This window comes from Thioalkalivibrio versutus, from assembly GCF_001999325.1.
GTDB lineage: Bacteria > Pseudomonadota > Gammaproteobacteria > Ectothiorhodospirales > Ectothiorhodospiraceae > Thioalkalivibrio > Thioalkalivibrio versutus.
The window spans coordinates 105289-124440 of the sequence record NZ_MVAR01000012.1 but is presented as its reverse complement, the minus strand read 5'-3'; the positions used below and the strand labels follow the sequence as shown (position 1 = coordinate 124440).

The following is a 19152-nucleotide window of genomic DNA, read 5'->3' as shown; positions in this document are numbered from 1 at the left end:
CGGAAATTAGACCAGCTCAAGCCCCCCCTGACCGAAATTATCTCCCTTGACACGGCTCGACGGCATCCCGTCCCTGTAGAGCGCGGTGAATAGCGGGACAGCCACTTCGATTGGCGTCCTCGACCAGAGAAGGGGTGTCCCAAAGGTCCCGAACAGGGACGAATCTGGCAGGGGCTTCGCGGCCGAGGCCGCTCCTACAGGGATTACCAATCCTCTGGGACACCCACTTTATTGACCTACGCCGGATTCGCCGACGTACTCGGCCGCAAGGCCCGCGTCTGCACCTCCGTCCCTCGCGCCACCCCATTACCGCGACGTTTGTAGCCAAGGCATGATGTGACCATCTACATGGTCAGGAGAGTTCGGAATGTCCGAGCCGACGGTGAGTCTGGCGAACGCCAAAGCCCACCTGAGCGAACTGGCGGAACGCGCTGCTGCGGGTGAATCCATCCTCATTACGAAGCGGGGCAAGGCCGTGGTACGCCTTTCCAGCGCCACGGCAACCAAAAAACCGATTGATACGAATGCGCTCCGTGCAGTCACGGATACCCAGAGCAGCAGTGTCGATGAGACCTTCATCCGTCGTATCCGCGATGATGCTCGCTACTGATGCGCTATCTGGATACCAGAATCCTGGTGGCGTCCCTCACGCGCGGGCCGCGAACCGAGGATATGCAGAATTGGCTGGCGGCACAGAGCGCCGATTCGCTATGCATAAATGACTGGGTACTCTCGGAGTTCTCTGCGGCCTTGTCCATGAAGGTTCGAATGGAGATCCTGACACCCTGGGAACGGGCGACCGTGCTCGGCGCATTTGAGGCGTTGCGGGAATCGTCACTCGCGACCCTGCCGGTCTCATCCATCGATTACCACACCGCTGCCCACTTCGCCGACGATCATGCCTCCGGGTTCCGGGCTGCGACGCGCTTCACCTGGCCATTGCATACAACCACGGCGTGGAACTTTGCTCTCTCGACAAGACGCTTATGGCCGCTACAGAACCCATGGGCGTGGATGCGACGCTGCTGTAACGGGAACCCTTCCAGCCTTCCGGCCGCCTTCCGGGACACCCATTTTCCTCGCCTGGCTACACCATCTCGTTGCTCAGAAACTCCATCACCACACGATTAGCGAAACAAATCAGCGGCCGGTGCCGGGCGGTGGAGCAGGAAACCCTGGCCGATGGCGCAGCCTTCCTGCAGCAGGAAGGCGCGCTGGGGTTCTTCTTCGACACCCTCGGCGATGAGGTCCAGCTCCAGGGCGGCGGCCAGCGCGATGATCGCGCGGATGATGGACTCGTTGTGGCGGGAATGGCCGATGTCGCGTACCAGCGACTGGTCGACCTTGAGGCGGTGCAGCGGCAGGCGTCGCAGGTGCGCGAGGTTGGAGTAGCCGGAGCCGAAGTCGTCCATGGCCAGACGCACGCCGAGGCTGTCCAGCCGACGCAGGACCGCCAGGGCGCGCTCGGGGTACTCCATGATCATGGTTTCGGTCAGCTCGACCTCCAGGCGTTCGGGCGCGATGGCGAAGCGCCCCAGGGTCTCGCGTACGGTGGTGACGAGTTGCTCGTCGTGCAGCTCGCGCGCCGACAAGTTTACGGCGATCAACGGGACGTTCCGGCCCGCCTCGTCCCAGGCTGCGAGCTGGCGGCAGGCCGCCTCCAGAACCCAGCGATCGATCGCCTGGATCAGACCGGTCTCCTCGGCCAGCGGGATGAACTCCGCGGGGGATACCATGCCCCGGTGCGGATGGTTCCAGCGCACCAGGCTCTCGACCCCCACGCACTCGCCACTGGCCAGGTTGAATTGTTGCTGGAAGTGGAGCACGAACTCGTGGTTGACGATGGCCTGCCGCAAGTCGTTTTCCAGGAACAGCCGATGCTCGGTCAGGGTGCCCATCTCGGCGTCGTAGGCGCACCAGCTGTCTCCTCCCCGGCGCCGCGCATCCTGCATCGCCAGCTCGGCGGCGGTCAGGAGCTCTTCGCGCGTCTTCCCGTCGCCGGGGAAACGTGCCACACCGACACTCGCCGTGAGCACCAGCGCGCGCCCCGCGATCTCGAAGGGGGCCCGCAGGGTATCGATCAGTGACTGCACGAAGGTTCCGAGGGCTTCCTCGGGCGGGCTCTCGATGATCAGGCAGAACTCGTCGGCACCGATGCGGGCTACCGTGTCCTCGGGCGACAGGGCCTGGCTCAGGCGCTGTGCAATGCCCTGCAGCACGGTATCCCCCGCCGCGGTCCCCAGGGTCTCGTTCACGTTGCGGAAGCGGTCCAGATCCATCAGTACAACCCAGCGCGCCTCGCCGTCCGCCATGGCGCGTTCCACCGTGTGTCCCAGGCGGTCCTGCAACAGGGCGCGATTGGGCAGGCCGGTGCGCGCATCGTAGTGCGTCATCTGCCGCAGCTGTTCCTTCTGCTCCATGCTGGCGGTCAGGTCGGTCCAGCTGCCGACGATTTCCTGCCCGCCGCGCACGTTATCGCTCGCCACCACGCGTATCTCGTCACGCACGTGGCGCAGCTTGCCCCAGCCGTCGAACAGGCGAAACTCGCGCACGATCTCGCCATCCTCAAGGAGGCGTTGATTCTCGCGCAGCGCATTCGCTCGGTCCTCGGGGTGCAACTGGTGTTCCCACCAACCAGGACGCATCGCGTTCGCAGGTTCAATCCCGAACAGGCGCTGCAGATTGGGGCTAACCCACAAGGGCTCGAAGGTACGAGCGTCGAGCTGGTAGGTCACCGCAGGTCCGCTGTCCAGCACGTGCTCGAGACGCTGGTTGACCGCCCTTAGCTCACTGGTACGCAGACGCACCTGCCAGCGCAGGAACACGCCCATCACCGCCAATAGCATTACCAGAGCCAGCGCTGCGAGCAGAGTCCACATCACCCAGCCCGGTAGCCCCGGTTCGCCCTGCGCGAGCAGCGTGGCCTCAAGGGCCTCCTGGTAGGGCGAGCCCGCCAGGGGCTTCCAGCGCTCCAGATAGGCGTCGATCAGTGCCAGACGCTCCGCCTGCGCCCCCGGCGCGGCCGCGTAGTGCAGACCCACCTGGCCGAAGGTGATCGGCGTCTCCACTAGCCCGTAGGCGCGGGCGTGCTGGCGGCCGTAGAAGTTATTGCTGACGGCGGCATCGGCTTCGCCGGCCGGCACCGAGGCCAGCACCGCTGGGAGATCGCTGTAGGGAACCAGTTGGTACTCGAGACCCGGGTCGCCAATTTGTTGCCGGCGCAGGTGGCTTTCCTGCACCGAACCCTCCAGCACGGCAATGCGCCGCGGACCCAAGGACTCCAGACTGCTGAACCCCGACTGCGGGAACGCGTATACCTGGCTCCAGCCCTGGACGACCGGGATCTGGTGGAACCCGAAGAACGCCTCGCGCGTGTCGGTCCGGGCCACATCGGGCATCAGATCCAGCCGGCCTTCGCGCAGATCGGCAAGGCATTGCGACCATTGGCATGGGACATACTCGATCTGCCAGTGCTCCCGACGGGCGATCAAGTCCAACAGGCGGACGAACAGGCCGTCGGCCTCCCCGTGCTCGTCCACGCTGACCTTGGGCGCGTTGTCGTACACGCCCACGCGCAAATCCGGTGCGGAGGCCGCGGAGGACGGCGCCCAGGAGGCAAGCAGCAGGCCAACAAACGAGAGGCTGAGGAATACGCGCAGGCCCCTCGATCGCCTCCGGAGGGGCCGCCGCGTTCGAGGCGATTGGGAGCAATCCGTTGCGCGCACGACACTCTCTTGGAAAGACCGACATCCGCATAGTGCCATGCTCGGCCCATTGATGCGCGTCGGATACCACGCCTTCTTGGCTCCGCACCCCAATAGCTGGATCCAGGCGCGCGGCGTCATCCAAGAAGGACCCGATTGCGCCCCTCCTCCTTGGCGCGGTACATCATCTTGTCGGCACGTTTCAGGACCGCATCCAGACTGTCCTGAGGGCCGAAGCTGGTTACACCGAAGGAGGCCGTGACGCGAACCCCGGCGATCGGTTCGCGGGCAATCGCCTCCCGACAGCGCTCGGCAAGTTGCAGGGCGCCCTCGCGGCCGATCTCCGGCGCCACGATGAGGAACTCCTCCCCTCCCCAGCGAGCGACGGAATCCGGCTCGCGCACCGAAGATCGCAGGATTCGTGCAATGCCGGCGATCACGGCATCGCCGATCGCATGACCATGGGTATCGTTTACCGCCTTGAAGTGATCGATATCCATTCCGATCACAGCGACCGGCACGCCGTAGCGCCGGACCGAGGCGGCATGCCGCTGCAGCACGGACTCGGCCGCCCGCCGGTTGGCCAGACCGGTCAGGGGATCGGTCTGCGCCGCCTGTTCCAGCGCCTCGCTGCGCACCAGAGCGTCTTTGACGGTATCGCGCATGGAGGTCGCGACACTGGCCAGGGCCAACAAGACAGCCAGAAACAGATGCACCCGCACCAGATAGACGCCCGCATCGCGCGAAAGCTCGCCACGCAGCCACTCCCCTGCGGCACCGGAGGCGGCAATCAGGGTGGCAACCACGAGGATGGCCACTCCGGCCCGAAACCCCCGGCGATGCTCAAGCATCACGAACGCGGCCAGGATCACGATTCCAACCGCCCAGTAATGCCCGCCGGCCAGCACCAGAAGGTGCTCGTCCAGGGGGCCGCCCGCGTGGAAATGCCATGCGAGACGACTGAGAATCATCATAGCCACCATCGCCAGCATCCAGGCTTCCAGCCGCGGCAAGGCCTTTGGTGCCCGCCACACCGCTACGAACAGCGCGGCCAGGACGAACGCAAACAACGGATAGAGATACGCGAGGTAGACATCCCCCGGTGTGCGAACGGCCCAACTGAGCAGGAAGATCGCGATACCGGCGGGCAATACGACGAGATATACCCCCCGCTTGCGGGCCTCCACCCGTTCCGCCTCCGCTCGTGCGCTGCCGATCGCTTCGTCCTGCATTCCACCTTTCCTCATTCAGGCGTCACGAAGATACCCATGATGGGCCCCAGCCTGGCATCCACGCGCCGCCCCAAGGACAACGCTCCCAAAACGCGACCTGATTAGCAACGATCGTCAGCCAGTGGCGGGGCCCATTTGGGGACGTGCATGGCCCGCCCCGGGCCACTTTGATCCAGGCCTTCCTGGGAGTGTCACCCTCCCGGGGCCCTTACCCCTGCCCTGTCATCCCGGGCGGAGCTCACCCTGATTGTGATCCCGGTCGTAGTGCCCCCTCCCCGTCATCCCGGNNCCACACGCCGTTCTAGCCCCAACGTACGGGTCACTCATACCGTGGAGATCCCGGATAACCGCTGCACGGTTTCCGGGATGACGATGTAGGAGGCGCCTGGAGACCCGGGCCCGCACGGGCCTTGCCTTGAGCCTGGCTGACGCTCGTTGCTGATCAGGAAACGCGAAAGGCCGCCTCGAGGGGCGGCCTTTCGCGGGTGCTGCAGTGATGGAGGCTGGGGTCGGAATCGAACCGGCGTACACGGATTTGCAATCCGCTGCATAACCACTCTGCCACCCAGCCTGTATCGGGTGGGTTTCGGCCCCACAGATGCTGGCGCATCTCCAGAGGCCGAAACAGAAAACCCCGGCGAACCGGGGTTTCAAAAATCTGTTGGAGCGGGAAACGAGATTCGAACTCGCGACCCCAACCTTGGCAAGGTTGTGCTCTACCAGCTGAGCTATTCCCGCTCTTCGTTATCGGCGCGTATTCTACCGCAGATTGTCCGCAGGTCAATACCCACGGTAGCCAATTGCCTCGGCGCTGTGTACCGCCCGGTCGAATACGACCACCTGGTTGCGCCCGGCGTTCTTGGCCACGTACATCGCCGCATCCGCAGCGCGCGACAAGGCGGGCCCGTCCGTCGCGTCCAGCGGAAACAAGGCGACCCCGATACTGCAGGAGATGTGCACCTCGGTCCCGTCGCAGTTGAACGGGTCCGCCAGCACGGCTCGGATCTTCTCGCCGATCGCCGCGGCATGCACCCGGCTCTCCTCCACCGACTGGAAGCGAGGCAGCATCACCACGAACTCGTCGCCCGCAATGCGCGCGGCCACATCACTGTCGCGCAAGGCACCCGACAGGCGCTGCGCCACCAGGCGGAGGAGCATGTCGCCCACCGCATGCCCGTGCTGATCGTTGACCGGCTTGAATTCGTCCAGGTCCACGAACATCAGCGCAACCTGCTGACCCATTCGGCGAGCCCCTGTGAGCTCGTGATCGAGGATCTGAAAAAACAGGGTCCGATTGGGCAGGTCGGTCAACGGATCGTAATGCGCCAGGCGCTGCATATGCGCCTCGGTCTCCTTGCGCTCGGTAATGTCCCGAGCGATGCCGAGGAACGCCGTCACCCGGCCCGCGTCGTCGAGCACGGGCGAGACATTGCTGGTGTGCCAGCGGTAATGCCCGTCCTGGTGGCGGATGCGGTACTCGATACCGCTTTCCTTCTTCCCGCTGTCCGCAATCCGTTGCAGGAACGCGTAACACGCGGGCAGATCCTCCGGGTCCACATATTCGTCGATCGAGTGATCGATCGCCGCGCTGACCGGATGGCCGAGGTTCTCCGTCCAGTTGGGGGAGACGTAGGTGAGCACGCCGTCCGGGCGCAGCGAATAGATCACGTCGCTGGCAGTCTCGACGAAGGCACGGAACTGCGCCTCGCTCTGGCGCAGTTCCGCCTCGAGCTCCTTGCGCGTGGTGATATCGGTGGCGAAGCCGGTCCAGATGATCGCGCCATCCGCCAGCCGCCGCGCGGTGTCATAGGCGGACAGCCAGATCACTGTGCCATCGCGGCACTGCATGCGGAATTCCTGAAGCCAGGGCTCCGAATGCTCGACCGATTCCATTGAGCTCGCCATCACCGCTTCGCGATCCTCGGGGTGGATACAGTCCAACAATGGCGCCCCATCCTTCTTGAGGGCCCCACGATCCACACCGAACCAGCCCTCCACCACTTCACCCACATAGGGAAAGTCGAAGTGCCCATCGGGCGTCCTGCGCAATTGATAGACAAAACCCGGCAACAGACCCTGAAGGGCCTCCAGGGTCTGCGTGTTGTCGAGATCAAGATCAGAAACGGGCATGGGCAATCCACGCGCAGCACCGGGCAGGTGTCCGCAGTGTAGCCCCAAAGCCCCGGCCGACAAACACGCCGCCCCTTACTGCGAGCGCGCGGCCGCCAGCATGTACTGGATCATGGAGACCAGGGTCAGGGCGGCGGCCAGGTACAGCAGCCACTCGCCGATCAGGAAGGTGGGCAAGCCAACAATGGGCTCGGCCCACAACAGCAGGAAGATCGCCACCATCTGCGCGGTGGTCTTCACCTTGCCCACCCAAGACACCGCCACCTTGGCGCTGCCACCGACCTCGGCCATCCACTCGCGCAGCGCGGAGATCGCGATCTCGCGCCCGATGATGACGATCGCGGCCAGCGCAATGCCGAGCTCGGGGTTGTGGTCCACCACCAGCACCAGGGCCGCGGCGACAATCAGCTTGTCCGCCACTGGATCGAGGAATGCCCCGAACCGACTGGTCACCTCCCAGCGCCGGGCGAGATAGCCGTCCAGCCAGTCGGTCACGCCCGCCAGGGCGAAGATGATGGCCGCCACGATTCCGCCCTGCGGCATGGACAGGCCGTAGAACGCGAGCACCAGTAACGGGATCATCACGATCCGCGACCAGGTCAGCCAGGTGGGCAATTGGGGAAACATGGCAGTGGCTCAACTCTCGTGAAACTGGTCGTAAATCGCCTGCGCGAGCCGGCGGTGAATCCCCGGCACCTTGGTCAGCTCCTCGACCCCGGCCCGGCTGACCCCGCGCAGGCCGCCAAAGTGCTTCAGCAGCGCGCTGCGACGCTTCGGCCCCAGCCCCGGGATCGCCTCCAGGGTGGACTCCTTGCGCGCCTTGGCACGGCGGGCGCGGTGCCCGGTGATCGCAAAGCGGTGGGCCTCGTCGCGGATCTGCTGGATCCAATGCAGCGCACCCGAATGCGCGGGGAGTATAGAGGGCGCCTCTACCCCGCTCAATATCAGGGTTTCCATGCCCGCCTTGCGCTCCTCGCCCTTGGCCACGCCCACGACCTTGATGTGGTCCAGCCCGAGGTCGGCCAGCACGTTCAGCGCCTGGGTCACCTGGCCCTTGCCGCCATCGATGAACAGGATATCCGGTTCCTGCCCCTCGCCCTTCTTGAGCCGTGCAAAGCGCCGGCTGAGCGCCTGATGCATGGCCGCGTAGTCATCGCCCGGTTCGATCCCCTCGATGTTGAAGCGCCGATAATCCGACTTGATCGGCCCTTCCGGCCCGAACACGACGCAGGAGGCCACCGTGCCCTCGCCGCCGGTGTGCGAGATGTCGAAGCACTCCATGCGCTTGGGCGTCTCCTCCAGGCCCAACTCGCTGGTCAGCGCATCCAGGCGCGCCGTCTGTCCCGCCTGGCTGGCAATCCGCGTCTTCAGGGCCAGTTCGGCATTGCGCCGCGCCATGTCCAGCCAGCGTGCGCGGTCGCCGCGCAGCGACCAGGCCAGGGCGACCTTTCCGCCCCGCCGCTCGGCCAGGTAAGCCTCCAGGGTCTCGGCGCCCTGCGGCTCGTGCGACAGCAGGATGCGCGCCGGCGGCTCGCGTTCCGCGTAGTACTGCGCCAGCACCGCGGCCATGATCTCGTCGGTCTCGGTCGCCTCCGGCACGTTCGGGAACAGCTCGCTGTTGCCCAGGTTCTGCCCATTGCGCACGAAGAAGATCTCCACCGCGCAGGTCCCCGCCTCCTGCGCCAGGGCAAACACGTCGGCATCCCCCTCGCCGCCGGAGACGAACTGCTGTTCGGAGATCTGGCGCAGCCGTGCGATCTGGTCGCGCAGGCGCGCGGCATGCTCGAAGTCCAGGCGCGTCGAGGCCGCCTCCATGCGCTCCATCAGTTCCTCGATCACGGCCTCGCTCTTGCCTTCCAGGAACTTGACCGACGCCTCGACGTCGCGCGCGTAGTCCTCCGGCGAGATGTAGCCGACACAGGGCGCGGTGCAACGCCCGATCTGGTACTGCAGACAGGGGCGCGAACGGTGCGCGAACACGCTGTCCTCGCACTGGCGCACCTGGAAGAGCTTTTGCAGCAGCGCCAGGCTTTCGCGCACCGCGCCGGCCGAGGGGTACGGCCCGAAGTAGCGCATACCCTTCTTGCGCGCGCCGCGATGAAACCCGAGGCGCGGGTATTCCTGGTTCGAGACGTAGATGTAGGGGTAGCTCTTGTCGTCGCGCAGCAGCACGTTGTAGCGCGGCCGGTGACGCTTGATCAGGTTGGCCTCCAGCAGCAGTGCCTCGGCCTCGGTATGCGTCACCGCGACACGGATATCCGCGATCTGCCGCACCATCGAGCGGATGCGCGGCCCGCGGTCGTCGCTCCCACGGAAATAGCTGGGTACCCGGCTCTTCAGGTTGCGCGCCTTGCCGACGTACAGCACGTTCCCGGCCGCATCCAGCATCTGGTAGACGCCGGGCGACTGCGTCAGCGTCTGCACAAAGCGCTTGTGATCGAATCCGGTTTCGGAGGTACTCATGATCCTTTCAGGATACCCGAACTCCCCCGCCGCCCGGCATAGCCCGCGTGCGAGCCCGGCGATGTTCGGGCTATCCTGATACTCAGTTTTTCTCTTGCCTCCCGCCCCGGAGGCCAACGTCTCGAGAGGGTCGAGCCATGGACATCGCCGAACAGATCTATCAGGAGGCCAAGCGCCTGCCGGAGCCCCTCTCGCGCGAGGTGCTCGATTTCATTGGTTACCTGGAGGCGAAGCACGGTTTGAGTGACACCCCGATCGAAGACCTCAAGAAGGCGCAGGAGACGACACTGGGACCGATTTGGGACACCCCCGAGGACGAGGTCTGGGATGATCGCTGAGCCGGGGGCCATCGTTGCAATCCCATTCCCCTTTTCAGACCTGACGACCCGCAAACGCCGCCCCGTTTTGGTCCTTTCCGAGGTCGATCGCTTCGGAGACTCCGCCGCGTTAGGGAGACGCTGATCATGCGTTCGAAATCACCTCCGAGGTGCTGACAGAGGGTTCTCTTCCCAAAACGAGTTGGGTCCGGTACGACAAGATCTTCACCCTCAGCAGCCGACTGATCACCCACCAGTACGCAAAACTGGGAGAACGAACCTTTGCAGATATCCGCGCCCACTTTTGCCGCCACTTCGGGTGCTCGATCGCATAAGTAGTGGACCGTATTACGGATCCCTCAGATTGCCGCGGCGCCTTTAGCGCCTCGCAATGACGGACAGACGGGAATTCCTGACCGGGATGACTATCCGAGCTGAGTGCGAATGCGGGCGAAGAGTTCGTCGAACATGGCGGGGGTCAGGCGGCGGGTTTGGGTGTTGTAGCGTGAGCAGTGGTAGGAGTCGATCAGACGGGTGTGTGCGTCCAGCGCGTGTTCGGCGCCGTGGCCAAAGCGCAGACTCGACAGCGGCAAGCCCTTCGCACGCAGGATGGCGTCGTGGGCGATCTTGCCCAACGCCAGGATCACCCGTGGCTGCATCGCCGCCATCTCAGCGGCGAGGAACCCGTTGCAGGTGCGGATCTCTTCGGTCGTCGGCTTGTTCTGCGGCGGGAGGCATTTGACCGCGTTGGTGATACGGCAGTCGATTAGCTCCAGATCGTCGTCCGCGCGCACGCTCTCCGGTGCACTGGCGAAGCCGTGTTCGTGCAGGGTCTGATACAGGAGCACACCGGCATAGTCGCCGGTGAACGGGCGCCCGGTGGCGTTGGCCCCGTGCATACCGGGTGCCAGGCCAACGATCAGCAGCCGCGCATCCAGCGGGCCGAAGGACGGCACGGGCGCGGCGTGATACTCGGGGTGCTTCGCCCGCACGTCCTCCAGAAAGCCCGCCAGGCGCGGGCAGGCGCGGCAGTCCGCGGCGAAGATCTCGCTAGGAGGCATCCGGCCACTCGCGATAGGGATTCCGGGCGAGTTCGGTGTTGTAGTAGCGCGGGTCGTGCGACACCTCCTCGCCCAGCCAGTCCGGACGCGGGAATTCGGCGTCGCTGCTCGGCAACTCCAGCTCGGCGACGATCAGGCCTGCATTGGCGCCCTCGAACACGTCGACCTCGTATTCCCAGCCCTCGACGTCCACCCAGTGGCGGGTCTTTTCGACCTGTGGGCCGGCCAGCGTGTCCAGCAGGCGGTGGGCCTCGTCGACGGGGATGTCGTACTGGTATTCGTCGCGTTCCACGCCGAGGGTCGCGCTCTTGATGTTGAGGTTGGCACCGCCCTCGTCCACCCGCACGCGGATGGATGCGCGGTCGTTGCCGCACAGGTAGCCCTGCCGCATGCGCTGCGCACGCACGACACGGTCACGCCAGGCATCACTGGCCAGCAGGAATTTGCGTTCGATCTCGCGGCCCATGCCGAATGCTCCTTGTGTTTCCCCAGGACGCCGAGGACCCTCCCGGTCGATCGCCACGGCGCTGCGCGCCTCGCGATGACGCGTCCGCGGACCCCGGTTACATCCGGATGAGCGCGGAGCCCCAGGTGAATCCGCCGCCAAAGGCCTCGGTCAGGATCAGGTCACCCTTCTTGATGCGACCGTCGCGCACGGCGGTATCCAGCGCCAGCGGGATGGACGCGGCCGAGGTGTTGCCGTGGCGATCCACCGTGACCACGACATTGTCCATGGACATGTTCAGCTTCTTCGCGGTCGCCTGAATGATGCGGATGTTCGCCTGGTGCGGGACCAGCCAGTCCAGCTCGGATTTGTCGATCCCGTTGTACTCGAGGGTCTCGTCGACGATCTGGTCCAGGGTATTCACTGCCACGCGGAAGACGGCTCGGCCTTCCATGCGAATGAAGTCGAGATCCGGGTTGCTGTCCGGCTGCGACACGCCCCCCGGCACCTCCAGCAGGCTCTTGTGGTGGCCGTCGGCATGCAGGTGCGTGGAGATAATGCCCGGGTCCGGCGAACGCGACAGGATCACGGCACCCGCACCGTCGCCCCACAGGATGCAGTTGCCGCGGTCGGTGTAGTCGGTAATGCGCGAGAGCGTCTCCGCCCCCACGACCAGCACGTGCCGGATCTCGTCGCTCTGCATGAAGCGGTCGGCAGTGGCCAGGGCATACACGAACCCGCTGCACACCGCCTGGATATCGAAGGCCGGACAGCCCCCCACACCCAGCTTGGCCTGCAGGATGCACGCGGTGCTGGGGAAGATCTGATCGGGGGTGGTGGTTGCGACCAGGATCAGGTCGAGGTCGGCGGCGCGGATGCCGGCGGCGTCCATTGCGCGCTCGGCGGCCTTCAGCGCGAGATCCGAGGTCACCTCGTTCTCGGCGACGATATGCCGCTCGCGGATTCCGGTGCGGTCGCGGATCCAGGCATCCGAGGTATCGACCATCGCCTCCAGCTCGGCGTTGGTCAGGATGCGCTCGGGCAGGTAGCTCCCGGTCCCGCTGATGCGTGCATGCTTCACTCGCTTGTCTCCTGGCCCAGGAGCTGGCCAAGCTGCTTGTCGATCCGACTCGAGATGTTCGCCTCGGCCTCGATGCGGGCAATGCGGATCGCGTGCTCGAAGGCCAGCTCGTCGGCACTGCCGTGGCTCTTGATCACCACACCCTGCAGGCCCAGCAGCGAAGCGCCGTTGTAGCGGCGGTGATCGAACCGATGACGGATCCGGCGCAGTACCGGCAGTGCGAACAGGCCGGACAATCGAGAAAACACCGATGCATCGAACTCCGCCTTCATTTTGGAGGAGATCATCTTGGCCACGCCTTCGCTGATCTTCAGCGCGACGTTGCCGACAAAGCCGTCACAGACCACCACGTCCACGTCGCCACAGTAGACATCGTTCCCCTCGACGAAGCCGATGTAATTGAGGCTGGATTCTTCCAGCATGCGGCCGGCCTCGCGCACGCGGTCATTGCCCTTGATCGCCTCGGAGCCGATGTTCAGCAGGCCGACCCGCGGGGCCTCCAGACCGTCCACCGCATTCGCCAGCACTGATCCCATCACCGCGAACTGATACAGATGCGCGGCCTCGACATCCACATTGGCGCCCAGGTCGAGCATGTGGGTATGCCCGTTCATCGACGGCAGGGCCGTGGCGATGGCCGGGCGATCGATGCCGGGGAGGGTCTTCAGGACGTACCGCGCGGTGGCCATCAGACCACCCGTATTGCCGGCGGAGACGCAGGCCTGGGCCGCCCCGTTCTTCACCTGGTCAATGGCGACCCGCATCGAGGAGTCGCGCTTGGTACGCAGGGCCACGGCCGGCAGCTCGTCCATGCCGACCACCTGGCTGGCATGCACCATCTCGACCCGCTCGCGTTCGCTCGCGGACCAGCCGGATATCCCGGACTCGATGGTCTCCTGGTCACCGACCAGCAGCAGGCGGAAATCGTCTGCGACCTTCAGTGAACGGCGCGCAGCCGGAAGGATGACGGACGCACCGTGGTCGCCGCCCATCACGTCCAGTGCGATGGTAAAACTGGCAGTCATGCTCGGGCCCGACGGACGACCGCACAGCGGCCGTATTCAAACGCGGAAAGGCCACGGCGCAAACGCAGCCGTGGCCCCGGGACGGTCATTCCCTGGACCTTAATCTTCGTCTTCGTCGACTTCGACGGCCTGCTGGATCACCTGACGACCGCGGTAGAAACCATCCGGAGTCATGTGGTGACGACGATGGATCTCGCCGGTGGTCGGGTCGGTCGACAGAGTAGCGCCCGTCAGACTGTCGTGGGAGCGGCGCATATCGCGCTTGGAACGAGTCTTGCGGCGTTGCTGAACAGCCATGATGCATCTCCAGATTGATCAAAATCCCGTGGCGACGGGAGTGAGCCCGGTATCAAATCGGGCGCAAGTATAACGGTTCGGCCCGGACAATGCCCCGGCCGGCGCTCACGTCATGAGCCGCCCCGGTCCGGGCCGCCCTTCTTGAGTTGTTCGAGCACCGCGAACGGATTTTCGGCGCCCTCGCCTTCCTCGAATTCGGCCCCGGCGGCGGGTTCGCAGTCCGCATGGCGCGGCACCAGTGGCCACGCCAGCAGGATCTCTTCCTCGACCCATGCCGCGGGGCGCAACAGGCCATCCGCCTCGAGAGCGACAAAGTCATCGCCCTCGCTCATGCCGGCCGGAGTGCCTTCCGGTGGCAGCAGCACGGCATCCGGTTCGAGGCGGAATTCCCATGCCATCGGCTGCAGGCAGCGCTGACAGGTCTGCCACAGCTCGCCGGTAATCGTCCCGCTCAGCCGTATCTCGTCCAGCGCCCCGCGTTCCAGCTGGAATTGCGCGTGCACCCGCAACGGGTGTCCCGGCAGGGCATCGGCACGCAACCGCGGCAGCTCTTCCGCACGCAGGTCACCCTCGAATTCCAGGTGCCGCGCACGCGGTTGCCACGGGTCAAGAGAAACGGGGATGCGACTCATAAACGGCTCGGTTGCAAGGGCGCGGAATATACGCGCGCGAGGGCGATCTGTCAAAGCGAAACAGAAACTTGCAGCCGCCCCAAACGACGTCGATACTCGGGTTGTCATCGACCTGCCCGGGGCCTTCCGTTTGATTCGCAAGCTGCTCATTGCCAACCGGGGCGAAATCGCCGTGCGCCTGATCCGGGCATGCAGCGAATTGGGGATCATCTCGGTCGCCGTCTATACCGATGCCGACCGCCACGCCCTGCACGTGAAGAAGGCCGACGAGGCCTACGCCATCGGCCCGGACTCCATGGGCGGCTATCTCAGCATCCATCGCCTGATCAGCGTCGCGCGCGCCGCCGGCTGTGACGCGGTGCACCCGGGCTACGGCTTCCTCTCCGAAAACCCCGACTTTGCCGCGGCCTGCGCCGCCCGCAACCTGATCTGGGTCGGCCCTGATGCGTCGGTGATCCGCCGCATGGGCGACAAGGTGGCCGCGCGCCGGGCGATGATTGAGGCCGGCGTGCCGGTCACACCCGGCTCGGAGGGCAACCTGGAGGGCGTCACCGCGGCGCTGGAGGTGGCCGAGCGCATCGGCTACCCGGTGATGCTCAAGGCCACCAATGGCGGCGGCGGACGCGGCATTCGCCTGTGCGAGGATGCCGCCGCTCTGGAGCACAACTTCGAGCGCGTGCGCTCCGAGGCCACCCGTGCCTTCGGCAGTACCGAGATCTTCCTCGAGAAGGCCGTGGTCAATCCGCGACACATCGAGGTGCAGATCCTCGGCGATGCCCACGGCCATGCGATCCACCTGTTCGAACGCGACTGCTCGGTGCAGCGCCGCCACCAGAAGCTGGTGGAGATCGCCCCCTCGCCACAACTGGACGAGGCGCAGCGCCAGTATCTGGGCGAGTTGGCGGTGCGCGCCGCGCTCGCCGTCGGCTACCAGAACGCCGGCACCGTCGAGTTCCTGATGGACGCAGATGATTCGTTCTATTTCATGGAAATGAACACACGACTTCAGGTAGAACATCCAGTTACCGAGATGATCACCGGGGTCGACATCGTGCAGGAACAGCTGCGCATCGCCGCCGGCGAGCCGCTGCGCTACGAACAGTCGCAGATCACCCGCCGCGGCTATGCGATGGAGTTCCGCATCAACGCGGAAGACCCGAAGAACGACTTCCTGCCGAGCTTCGGCCGCATCACCCGCTACTTCGCCCCGGGCGGCCCGGGCGTGCGCACCGACGGGGCCATCTACACCGGCTACACCATCCCGCCGCATTACGACTCGATGTGCGCCAAGCTGATCTGCTGGGCCCTGGAGTGGGACGACCTGCTGGCCCGCGCCAATCGTGCCCTGCGGGACATGGGCGTGTTCGGGGTCAAGACCACCATCCCGTTCCACCTGGCCATCGTTGACCACCCGACCTTCCGCAGCGGGCACTTCGATACCGGGTTCGTCGCGGCCCACCCGGAGCTGACGCACTTCCCCGGCAAGCGCTCGGACCGCCAGCTGGCCGTGGCCGTTGCCGCAGCCCTCGCCGCCCACCACGGGTTATAACCCCGGCCACCGGACTGACCATGGATCGAGTTCACATCACCGATGTCACCCTGCGCGACGGCCATCAGAGCCTGATCGCCACGCGCATGCGCACCGAGGACATGCTGCCAATCTGCGAGCAGATGGACGCCATCGGCTTTCACTCGCTGGAGGTCTGGGGCGGTGCCACCTTCGATGCCTGCGTGCGGTTTCTCAAGGAGGACCCCTGGGAGCGGCTGCACCAGCTGAAGGCCGCGCTGCCGAACACCCCCCTGCAGATGCTGCTGCGCGGACAGAACCTGCTCGGCTATCGCCACTACGCCGACGACGTGGTGCGCGCCTTTGTCGAGCGCTCGATCGCCGGTGGCATCGACATCATCCGCATCTTCGACGCGATGAACGACGCGCGAAACCTGCGCACCGCGATCGAGGCCACCCGCGAGGCCGACGGCCACGCCCAGGGCACGCTTTGCTACACCACCGGACCGGTGCATTCGGCCGCCGAATTCGTCGCCTTGGGGCGCGAGCTGGTCGCGATGGGCGCGCAGAGCATCGCGATCAAGGACATGGCCGGGCTGCTCACCCCGAGCGCCACCCGCGAGCTGGTCACCGAGCTGGTGGATGCCCTGGACGTGCCGATCCACCTGCACGCCCACGCCACATCGGGGCTGTCCGAGCTGTGCCACTGGCAGGCCATCGAGGCCGGCTGCCGGCATATCGAGACCGCGATCTCGGCATTCGCCGGGGGCACCAGCCACCCGCCAACGGAGAGCCTGGTCGCCGCCCTCGCCGGCACCGAACACGACACCGGTCTGGATCTGGTCGCGCTGCAGAAGATCGGGCTGTACTTCCACGAGGTGCGCAAGAAGTACCAGCGCTTCGAGAGTGAGTACACCGGCGTCGACACCCGCGTGCAGATCAACCAGGTGCCCGGCGGGATGATCTCCAACCTGGCGAACCAGCTGCGTGACCAGAACGCGCTGGATCACTTTGATGCGGTGCTGGAAGAGATCCCACGGGTGCGCGAGGACCTGGGCTACCCGCCGCTGGTCACCCCCACCTCGCAGATCGTCGGCACCCAGGCGGTGATGAACGTCCTCGCCGGGGAGCGCTACAAGACCATCACCAACGAGGTGAAGCAATACCTGACCGGGCACTACGGCCGGGCGCCCGGCCCGATCAACAGCGTCGTGCGGCAACAGGCCATCGGCAATGCCGATGTCATCGATTGCCGCCCGGCCGACCTGCTGAAGCCGGAGATGGCTACCCTGACTGACGAGATCGGAGACCTCGCCGGGGGCCCGGAGGATGTCCTGACCTTCGCCCTGTTCCCCGAGGTAGGACGGCAATTCCTGGAGCAGCGCCGCGACGGCACGCTCAACCCGGAACCGCTCAACCTGCCGGAGAACACCCAGGCCGGCTGCCCGGCCCCGGTGGAGTTCAACGTCACCTTCCACGGCGAGACCTATCACATCCAGGTCAACGGCTCCGGCCATCACCGGGAGGACACCCGCCCGATGTATGTGACGGTCGACGGGATGCCGGAAGAGGTCCAGATCGAGACCCTGGACAGCATCGAGACCGCCGGCAACGGCGGCGCCGAACGCAGCCGCGGGGGCAGCGGAGGCAAGAAGTCGCGCCGTGCGACCCGGCCGGGCGACGTCACTACCTCCATGCCCGGCACCATCATCGACGTGCTGGTGGCCGAGGGTGACAAGGTCGAAGCCGGGCAGCCAGTGCTGGTGCTGGAGGCGATGAAGATGGAATCCGAGATCGCCGCACCCGTATCCGGCACGGTCACCGCAGTGAACATCACCAAAGGGGCCGCCGCCAATCCGGACGACGCTCTGATCGAGATCGACGGCGACGATGGCTGATACCGCACGAAGACTGGTCCTCGCCTCCACCTCGCGCTATCGCGCCGAACTGCTGGAGCGGCTGCATCTGCCATTCGAGACCGCGCGCCCGGCGGTGGACGAGACCCCTCTGGCGCATGAATTGCCCGAGGCGATGGTGGCACGCCTGGCCGAGGCCAAGGCCCGGGCGGTCGCCGATGTCTATCCCGACCATCTGGTCATCGGCTCCGACCAGAACGCCAGCCACGCCGGGCAGGTCCTCGGCAAGCCCGGCGACAGCGTCCACGCCGAGGCGCAACTCGCGGCGCTGTCCGGGGAAACGGTTACGTTCCACACCGGCCTGTGCCTGCTGGACACGGCCACCGGGAAGGTGCGGACAGGCCAGGTCCCGTTCACCGTGACCTTCCGCGAACTGAGCGCCGAGGAGATCCGGCGCTACGTTGCACTGGACCAGCCGCTGGACTGTGCCGGCAGCTTCAAGTCCGAGGGGCTGGGCATCAGCCTGTTCGCGCGCATGAGCGGCGACGACCCGACCGCGCTGGTGGGGCTACCGCTGATCACCCTGGGAAACTGGTTGCGCGAAGCGGGTGTGGCCGTCCCGCCCGCAGCGGCCTGAACACCGGCCCGGCAACCTCCAAGAACGGGCGCGCCCGCGTCTAGCCCCAGTCGTTCCGCGGCTTGTGCGCCAGGACCTGCACCACCGCACCGCGCCCGGTGTGGAAACGCCCCTCGATCACGTCGCGTTCGCGTTCCACGGCCTCTTCGAACTCCAGCCCTTCCAGTTCCTCGGTTAGCGCCTCCCGCGTCATCATCAATTCCGCAGTGGGCGGACCTCCCGTGCCCCATTCGAGTTGCGCCGGCGTATAGGCCTCGAGGATGAACACCCCGCCCGGGCGCAGGCCCGCGACCACCTCGGCGTGCAGGCGGCGCCGAACGTCCGGTGGCAAATGGCAAAAAATCGATACGATCAGATCCCAGGAGTCCGGCTCGATCGCGTAATCGGCGAGATCCGCCACCAGGGTCTCGATCTGTACCTCCCGGTCCTCGGCCAGGCGCTGGGCCTTCTGCAGGCCGACCGCGGAGCTGTCCACCGCCAGCACGTCGAACCCCTGCTGCGCCAGGAACACCGCGTTGCGGCCCTCCCCCTCGGCCAGGCACAGGGCCCGCCCGCGCGGCACGTTGGCCACTGCCGCGCGCAGAAAATCATTCGGTTCAGTGCCGTAGACGTAGTCGTCCTCGGCGTAACGTTCATCCCACATCCCTGCTCTCCTTCCGTTCCCCGGAATCTGTCCATTCGTGCCGTCTGCCAGGCACTCCTGACGTGGCGCGTGCTTGCGCTCGCGCGATTGCCGGAACCCCGGCTTTACCCTACTCTTGCGCG

17 protein-coding genes, 2 tRNA genes and 1 pseudogene are annotated in these 19152 nt (G+C 65.7%); 6 read left to right on the top strand and 14 right to left on the bottom strand.

All coding sequences use genetic code 11. The annotated features are described in order from the left end of the window. Window positions 1-367: 367 nt before the first annotated feature. Both B0684_RS04735 and B0684_RS04730 read left to right on the top strand, forming a co-directional pair. Window positions 368-610, top strand: a complete 243-nt coding sequence (locus tag B0684_RS04735) for a type II toxin-antitoxin system Phd/YefM family antitoxin (RefSeq protein ID WP_018649974.1) — start codon at window positions 368-370, stop codon at window positions 608-610. After that, window positions 610-1031 (top strand): annotated as a pseudogene (locus B0684_RS04730) (type II toxin-antitoxin system VapC family toxin). The gene B0684_RS04735 and the pseudogene B0684_RS04730 overlap by 1 nt, the downstream one beginning before the upstream one ends. Window positions 1032-1127: 96 nt before the next feature. Here the strand turns inward: B0684_RS04730 and B0684_RS04725 are convergent. From B0684_RS04725 to uvrC, 7 genes are all read right to left on the bottom strand, one after another. Further along, a complete protein-coding gene (locus B0684_RS04725) occupies window positions 1128-3572 on the bottom strand; it encodes an EAL domain-containing protein (RefSeq protein ID WP_018649973.1) in 2445 nt (814 codons plus the stop codon). A 269-nt stretch (window positions 3573-3841) separates the two neighbouring features. After that, a complete protein-coding gene (locus B0684_RS04720; RefSeq protein ID WP_018649972.1) occupies window positions 3842-4936 on the bottom strand; it encodes a GGDEF domain-containing protein in 1095 nt (364 codons plus the stop codon). A 497-nt stretch (window positions 4937-5433) separates the two neighbouring features. Continuing rightward, window positions 5434-5507 (bottom strand) — tRNA-Cys (locus tag B0684_RS04715). A 91-nt stretch (window positions 5508-5598) separates the two neighbouring features. Beyond that, window positions 5599-5674, bottom strand: a tRNA-Gly gene (locus B0684_RS04710). 42 nt (window positions 5675-5716) lie between these two features. After that, window positions 5717-7066, bottom strand: a complete 1350-nt coding sequence (locus B0684_RS04705) for a sensor domain-containing diguanylate cyclase (RefSeq protein ID WP_018649971.1) — start codon at window positions 7064-7066, stop codon at window positions 5717-5719. Window positions 7067-7141: 75 nt separating this feature from the next. Continuing rightward, window positions 7142-7693, bottom strand: coding sequence for a CDP-diacylglycerol--glycerol-3-phosphate 3-phosphatidyltransferase (pgsA, locus tag B0684_RS04700; protein ID WP_018144156.1), 552 nt, complete (start codon window positions 7691-7693; stop codon window positions 7142-7144). 9 nt (window positions 7694-7702) lie between these two features. Then, the gene (gene uvrC, locus B0684_RS04695; RefSeq protein WP_018649970.1) at window positions 7703-9529 is read right to left on the bottom strand and encodes an excinuclease ABC subunit UvrC; all 1827 of its coding nucleotides are present in this window, start codon (window positions 9527-9529) and stop codon (window positions 7703-7705) included. 137 nt (window positions 9530-9666) lie between these two features. On the opposite strand from uvrC, the gene B0684_RS04690 reads away from it, so the two are divergent. After that, window positions 9667-9867: a DUF2281 domain-containing protein gene (locus tag B0684_RS04690; RefSeq protein WP_018144158.1), complete on the top strand. Its 201-nt coding sequence runs from the start codon at window positions 9667-9669 to the stop codon at window positions 9865-9867. 404 nt (window positions 9868-10271) lie between these two features. On the opposite strand, the gene B0684_RS04680 is transcribed toward B0684_RS04690, so the two are convergent. The 6 genes from B0684_RS04680 to B0684_RS04655 all read right to left on the bottom strand — a co-directional run bounded on the left by B0684_RS04680 (window position 10272) and on the right by B0684_RS04655 (window position 14387). Continuing rightward, entirely contained in the window at window positions 10272-10907 is a 636-nt protein-coding gene (locus B0684_RS04680; RefSeq protein ID WP_018649969.1) for a uracil-DNA glycosylase, read from the bottom strand. Further along, window positions 10897-11373, bottom strand: coding sequence for a CYTH domain-containing protein (locus B0684_RS04675; protein WP_018144160.1), 477 nt, complete (start codon window positions 11371-11373; stop codon window positions 10897-10899). The genes B0684_RS04680 and B0684_RS04675 overlap by 11 nt, the downstream gene beginning before the upstream one ends. Before the next feature lie 97 nt (window positions 11374-11470). Then, window positions 11471-12433 (bottom strand): beta-ketoacyl-ACP synthase III, encoded by a 963-nt coding sequence (locus B0684_RS04670; protein ID WP_018144161.1) that lies wholly within the window; start codon window positions 12431-12433, stop codon window positions 11471-11473. Beyond that, window positions 12430-13458: a phosphate acyltransferase PlsX gene (gene plsX, locus B0684_RS04665; RefSeq protein WP_018144162.1), complete on the bottom strand. Its 1029-nt coding sequence runs from the start codon at window positions 13456-13458 to the stop codon at window positions 12430-12432. The genes B0684_RS04670 and plsX overlap by 4 nt, the downstream gene beginning before the upstream one ends. 99 nt (window positions 13459-13557) lie before the next feature. Then, window positions 13558-13755, bottom strand: coding sequence for a 50S ribosomal protein L32 (gene rpmF, locus B0684_RS04660; RefSeq protein ID WP_018144163.1), 198 nt, complete (start codon window positions 13753-13755; stop codon window positions 13558-13560). A gap of 110 nt (window positions 13756-13865) precedes the next feature. Continuing rightward, complete coding sequence (locus B0684_RS04655; RefSeq protein WP_018175778.1) at window positions 13866-14387, bottom strand: YceD family protein; 522 nt, start codon at window positions 14385-14387, stop codon at window positions 13866-13868. Window positions 14388-14517: 130 nt separating this feature from the next. Between B0684_RS04655 and B0684_RS04650 the strand changes: the two genes are divergently transcribed. Genes B0684_RS04650 through B0684_RS04640 form a run of 3 tightly spaced genes read left to right on the top strand, consistent with a single transcriptional unit; the run spans window position 14518 to window position 18387 of the window. Next, a complete protein-coding gene (locus tag B0684_RS04650) occupies window positions 14518-15936 on the top strand; it encodes an acetyl-CoA carboxylase biotin carboxylase subunit (RefSeq protein ID WP_018649968.1) in 1419 nt (472 codons plus the stop codon). Window positions 15937-15956: 20 nt separating this feature from the next. After that, the gene (gene oadA / locus B0684_RS04645; protein ID WP_018649967.1) at window positions 15957-17792 is read left to right on the top strand and encodes a sodium-extruding oxaloacetate decarboxylase subunit alpha; all 1836 of its coding nucleotides are present in this window, start codon (window positions 15957-15959) and stop codon (window positions 17790-17792) included. Next, window positions 17785-18387 carry a Maf family protein gene (locus B0684_RS04640; protein WP_018649966.1) on the top strand — a complete coding sequence of 201 codons (603 nt, stop codon included), beginning with the start codon at window positions 17785-17787 and terminating at the stop codon, window positions 18385-18387. Before oadA ends, B0684_RS04640 begins: the two co-directional genes overlap by 8 nt. Window positions 18388-18427: 40 nt before the next feature. Here the strand turns inward: B0684_RS04640 and B0684_RS04635 are convergent, their stop codons facing one another. After that, window positions 18428-19030 (bottom strand): class I SAM-dependent methyltransferase, encoded by a 603-nt coding sequence (locus tag B0684_RS04635; protein WP_018649965.1) that lies wholly within the window; start codon window positions 19028-19030, stop codon window positions 18428-18430. Window positions 19031-19152 lie beyond the last annotated feature (122 nt).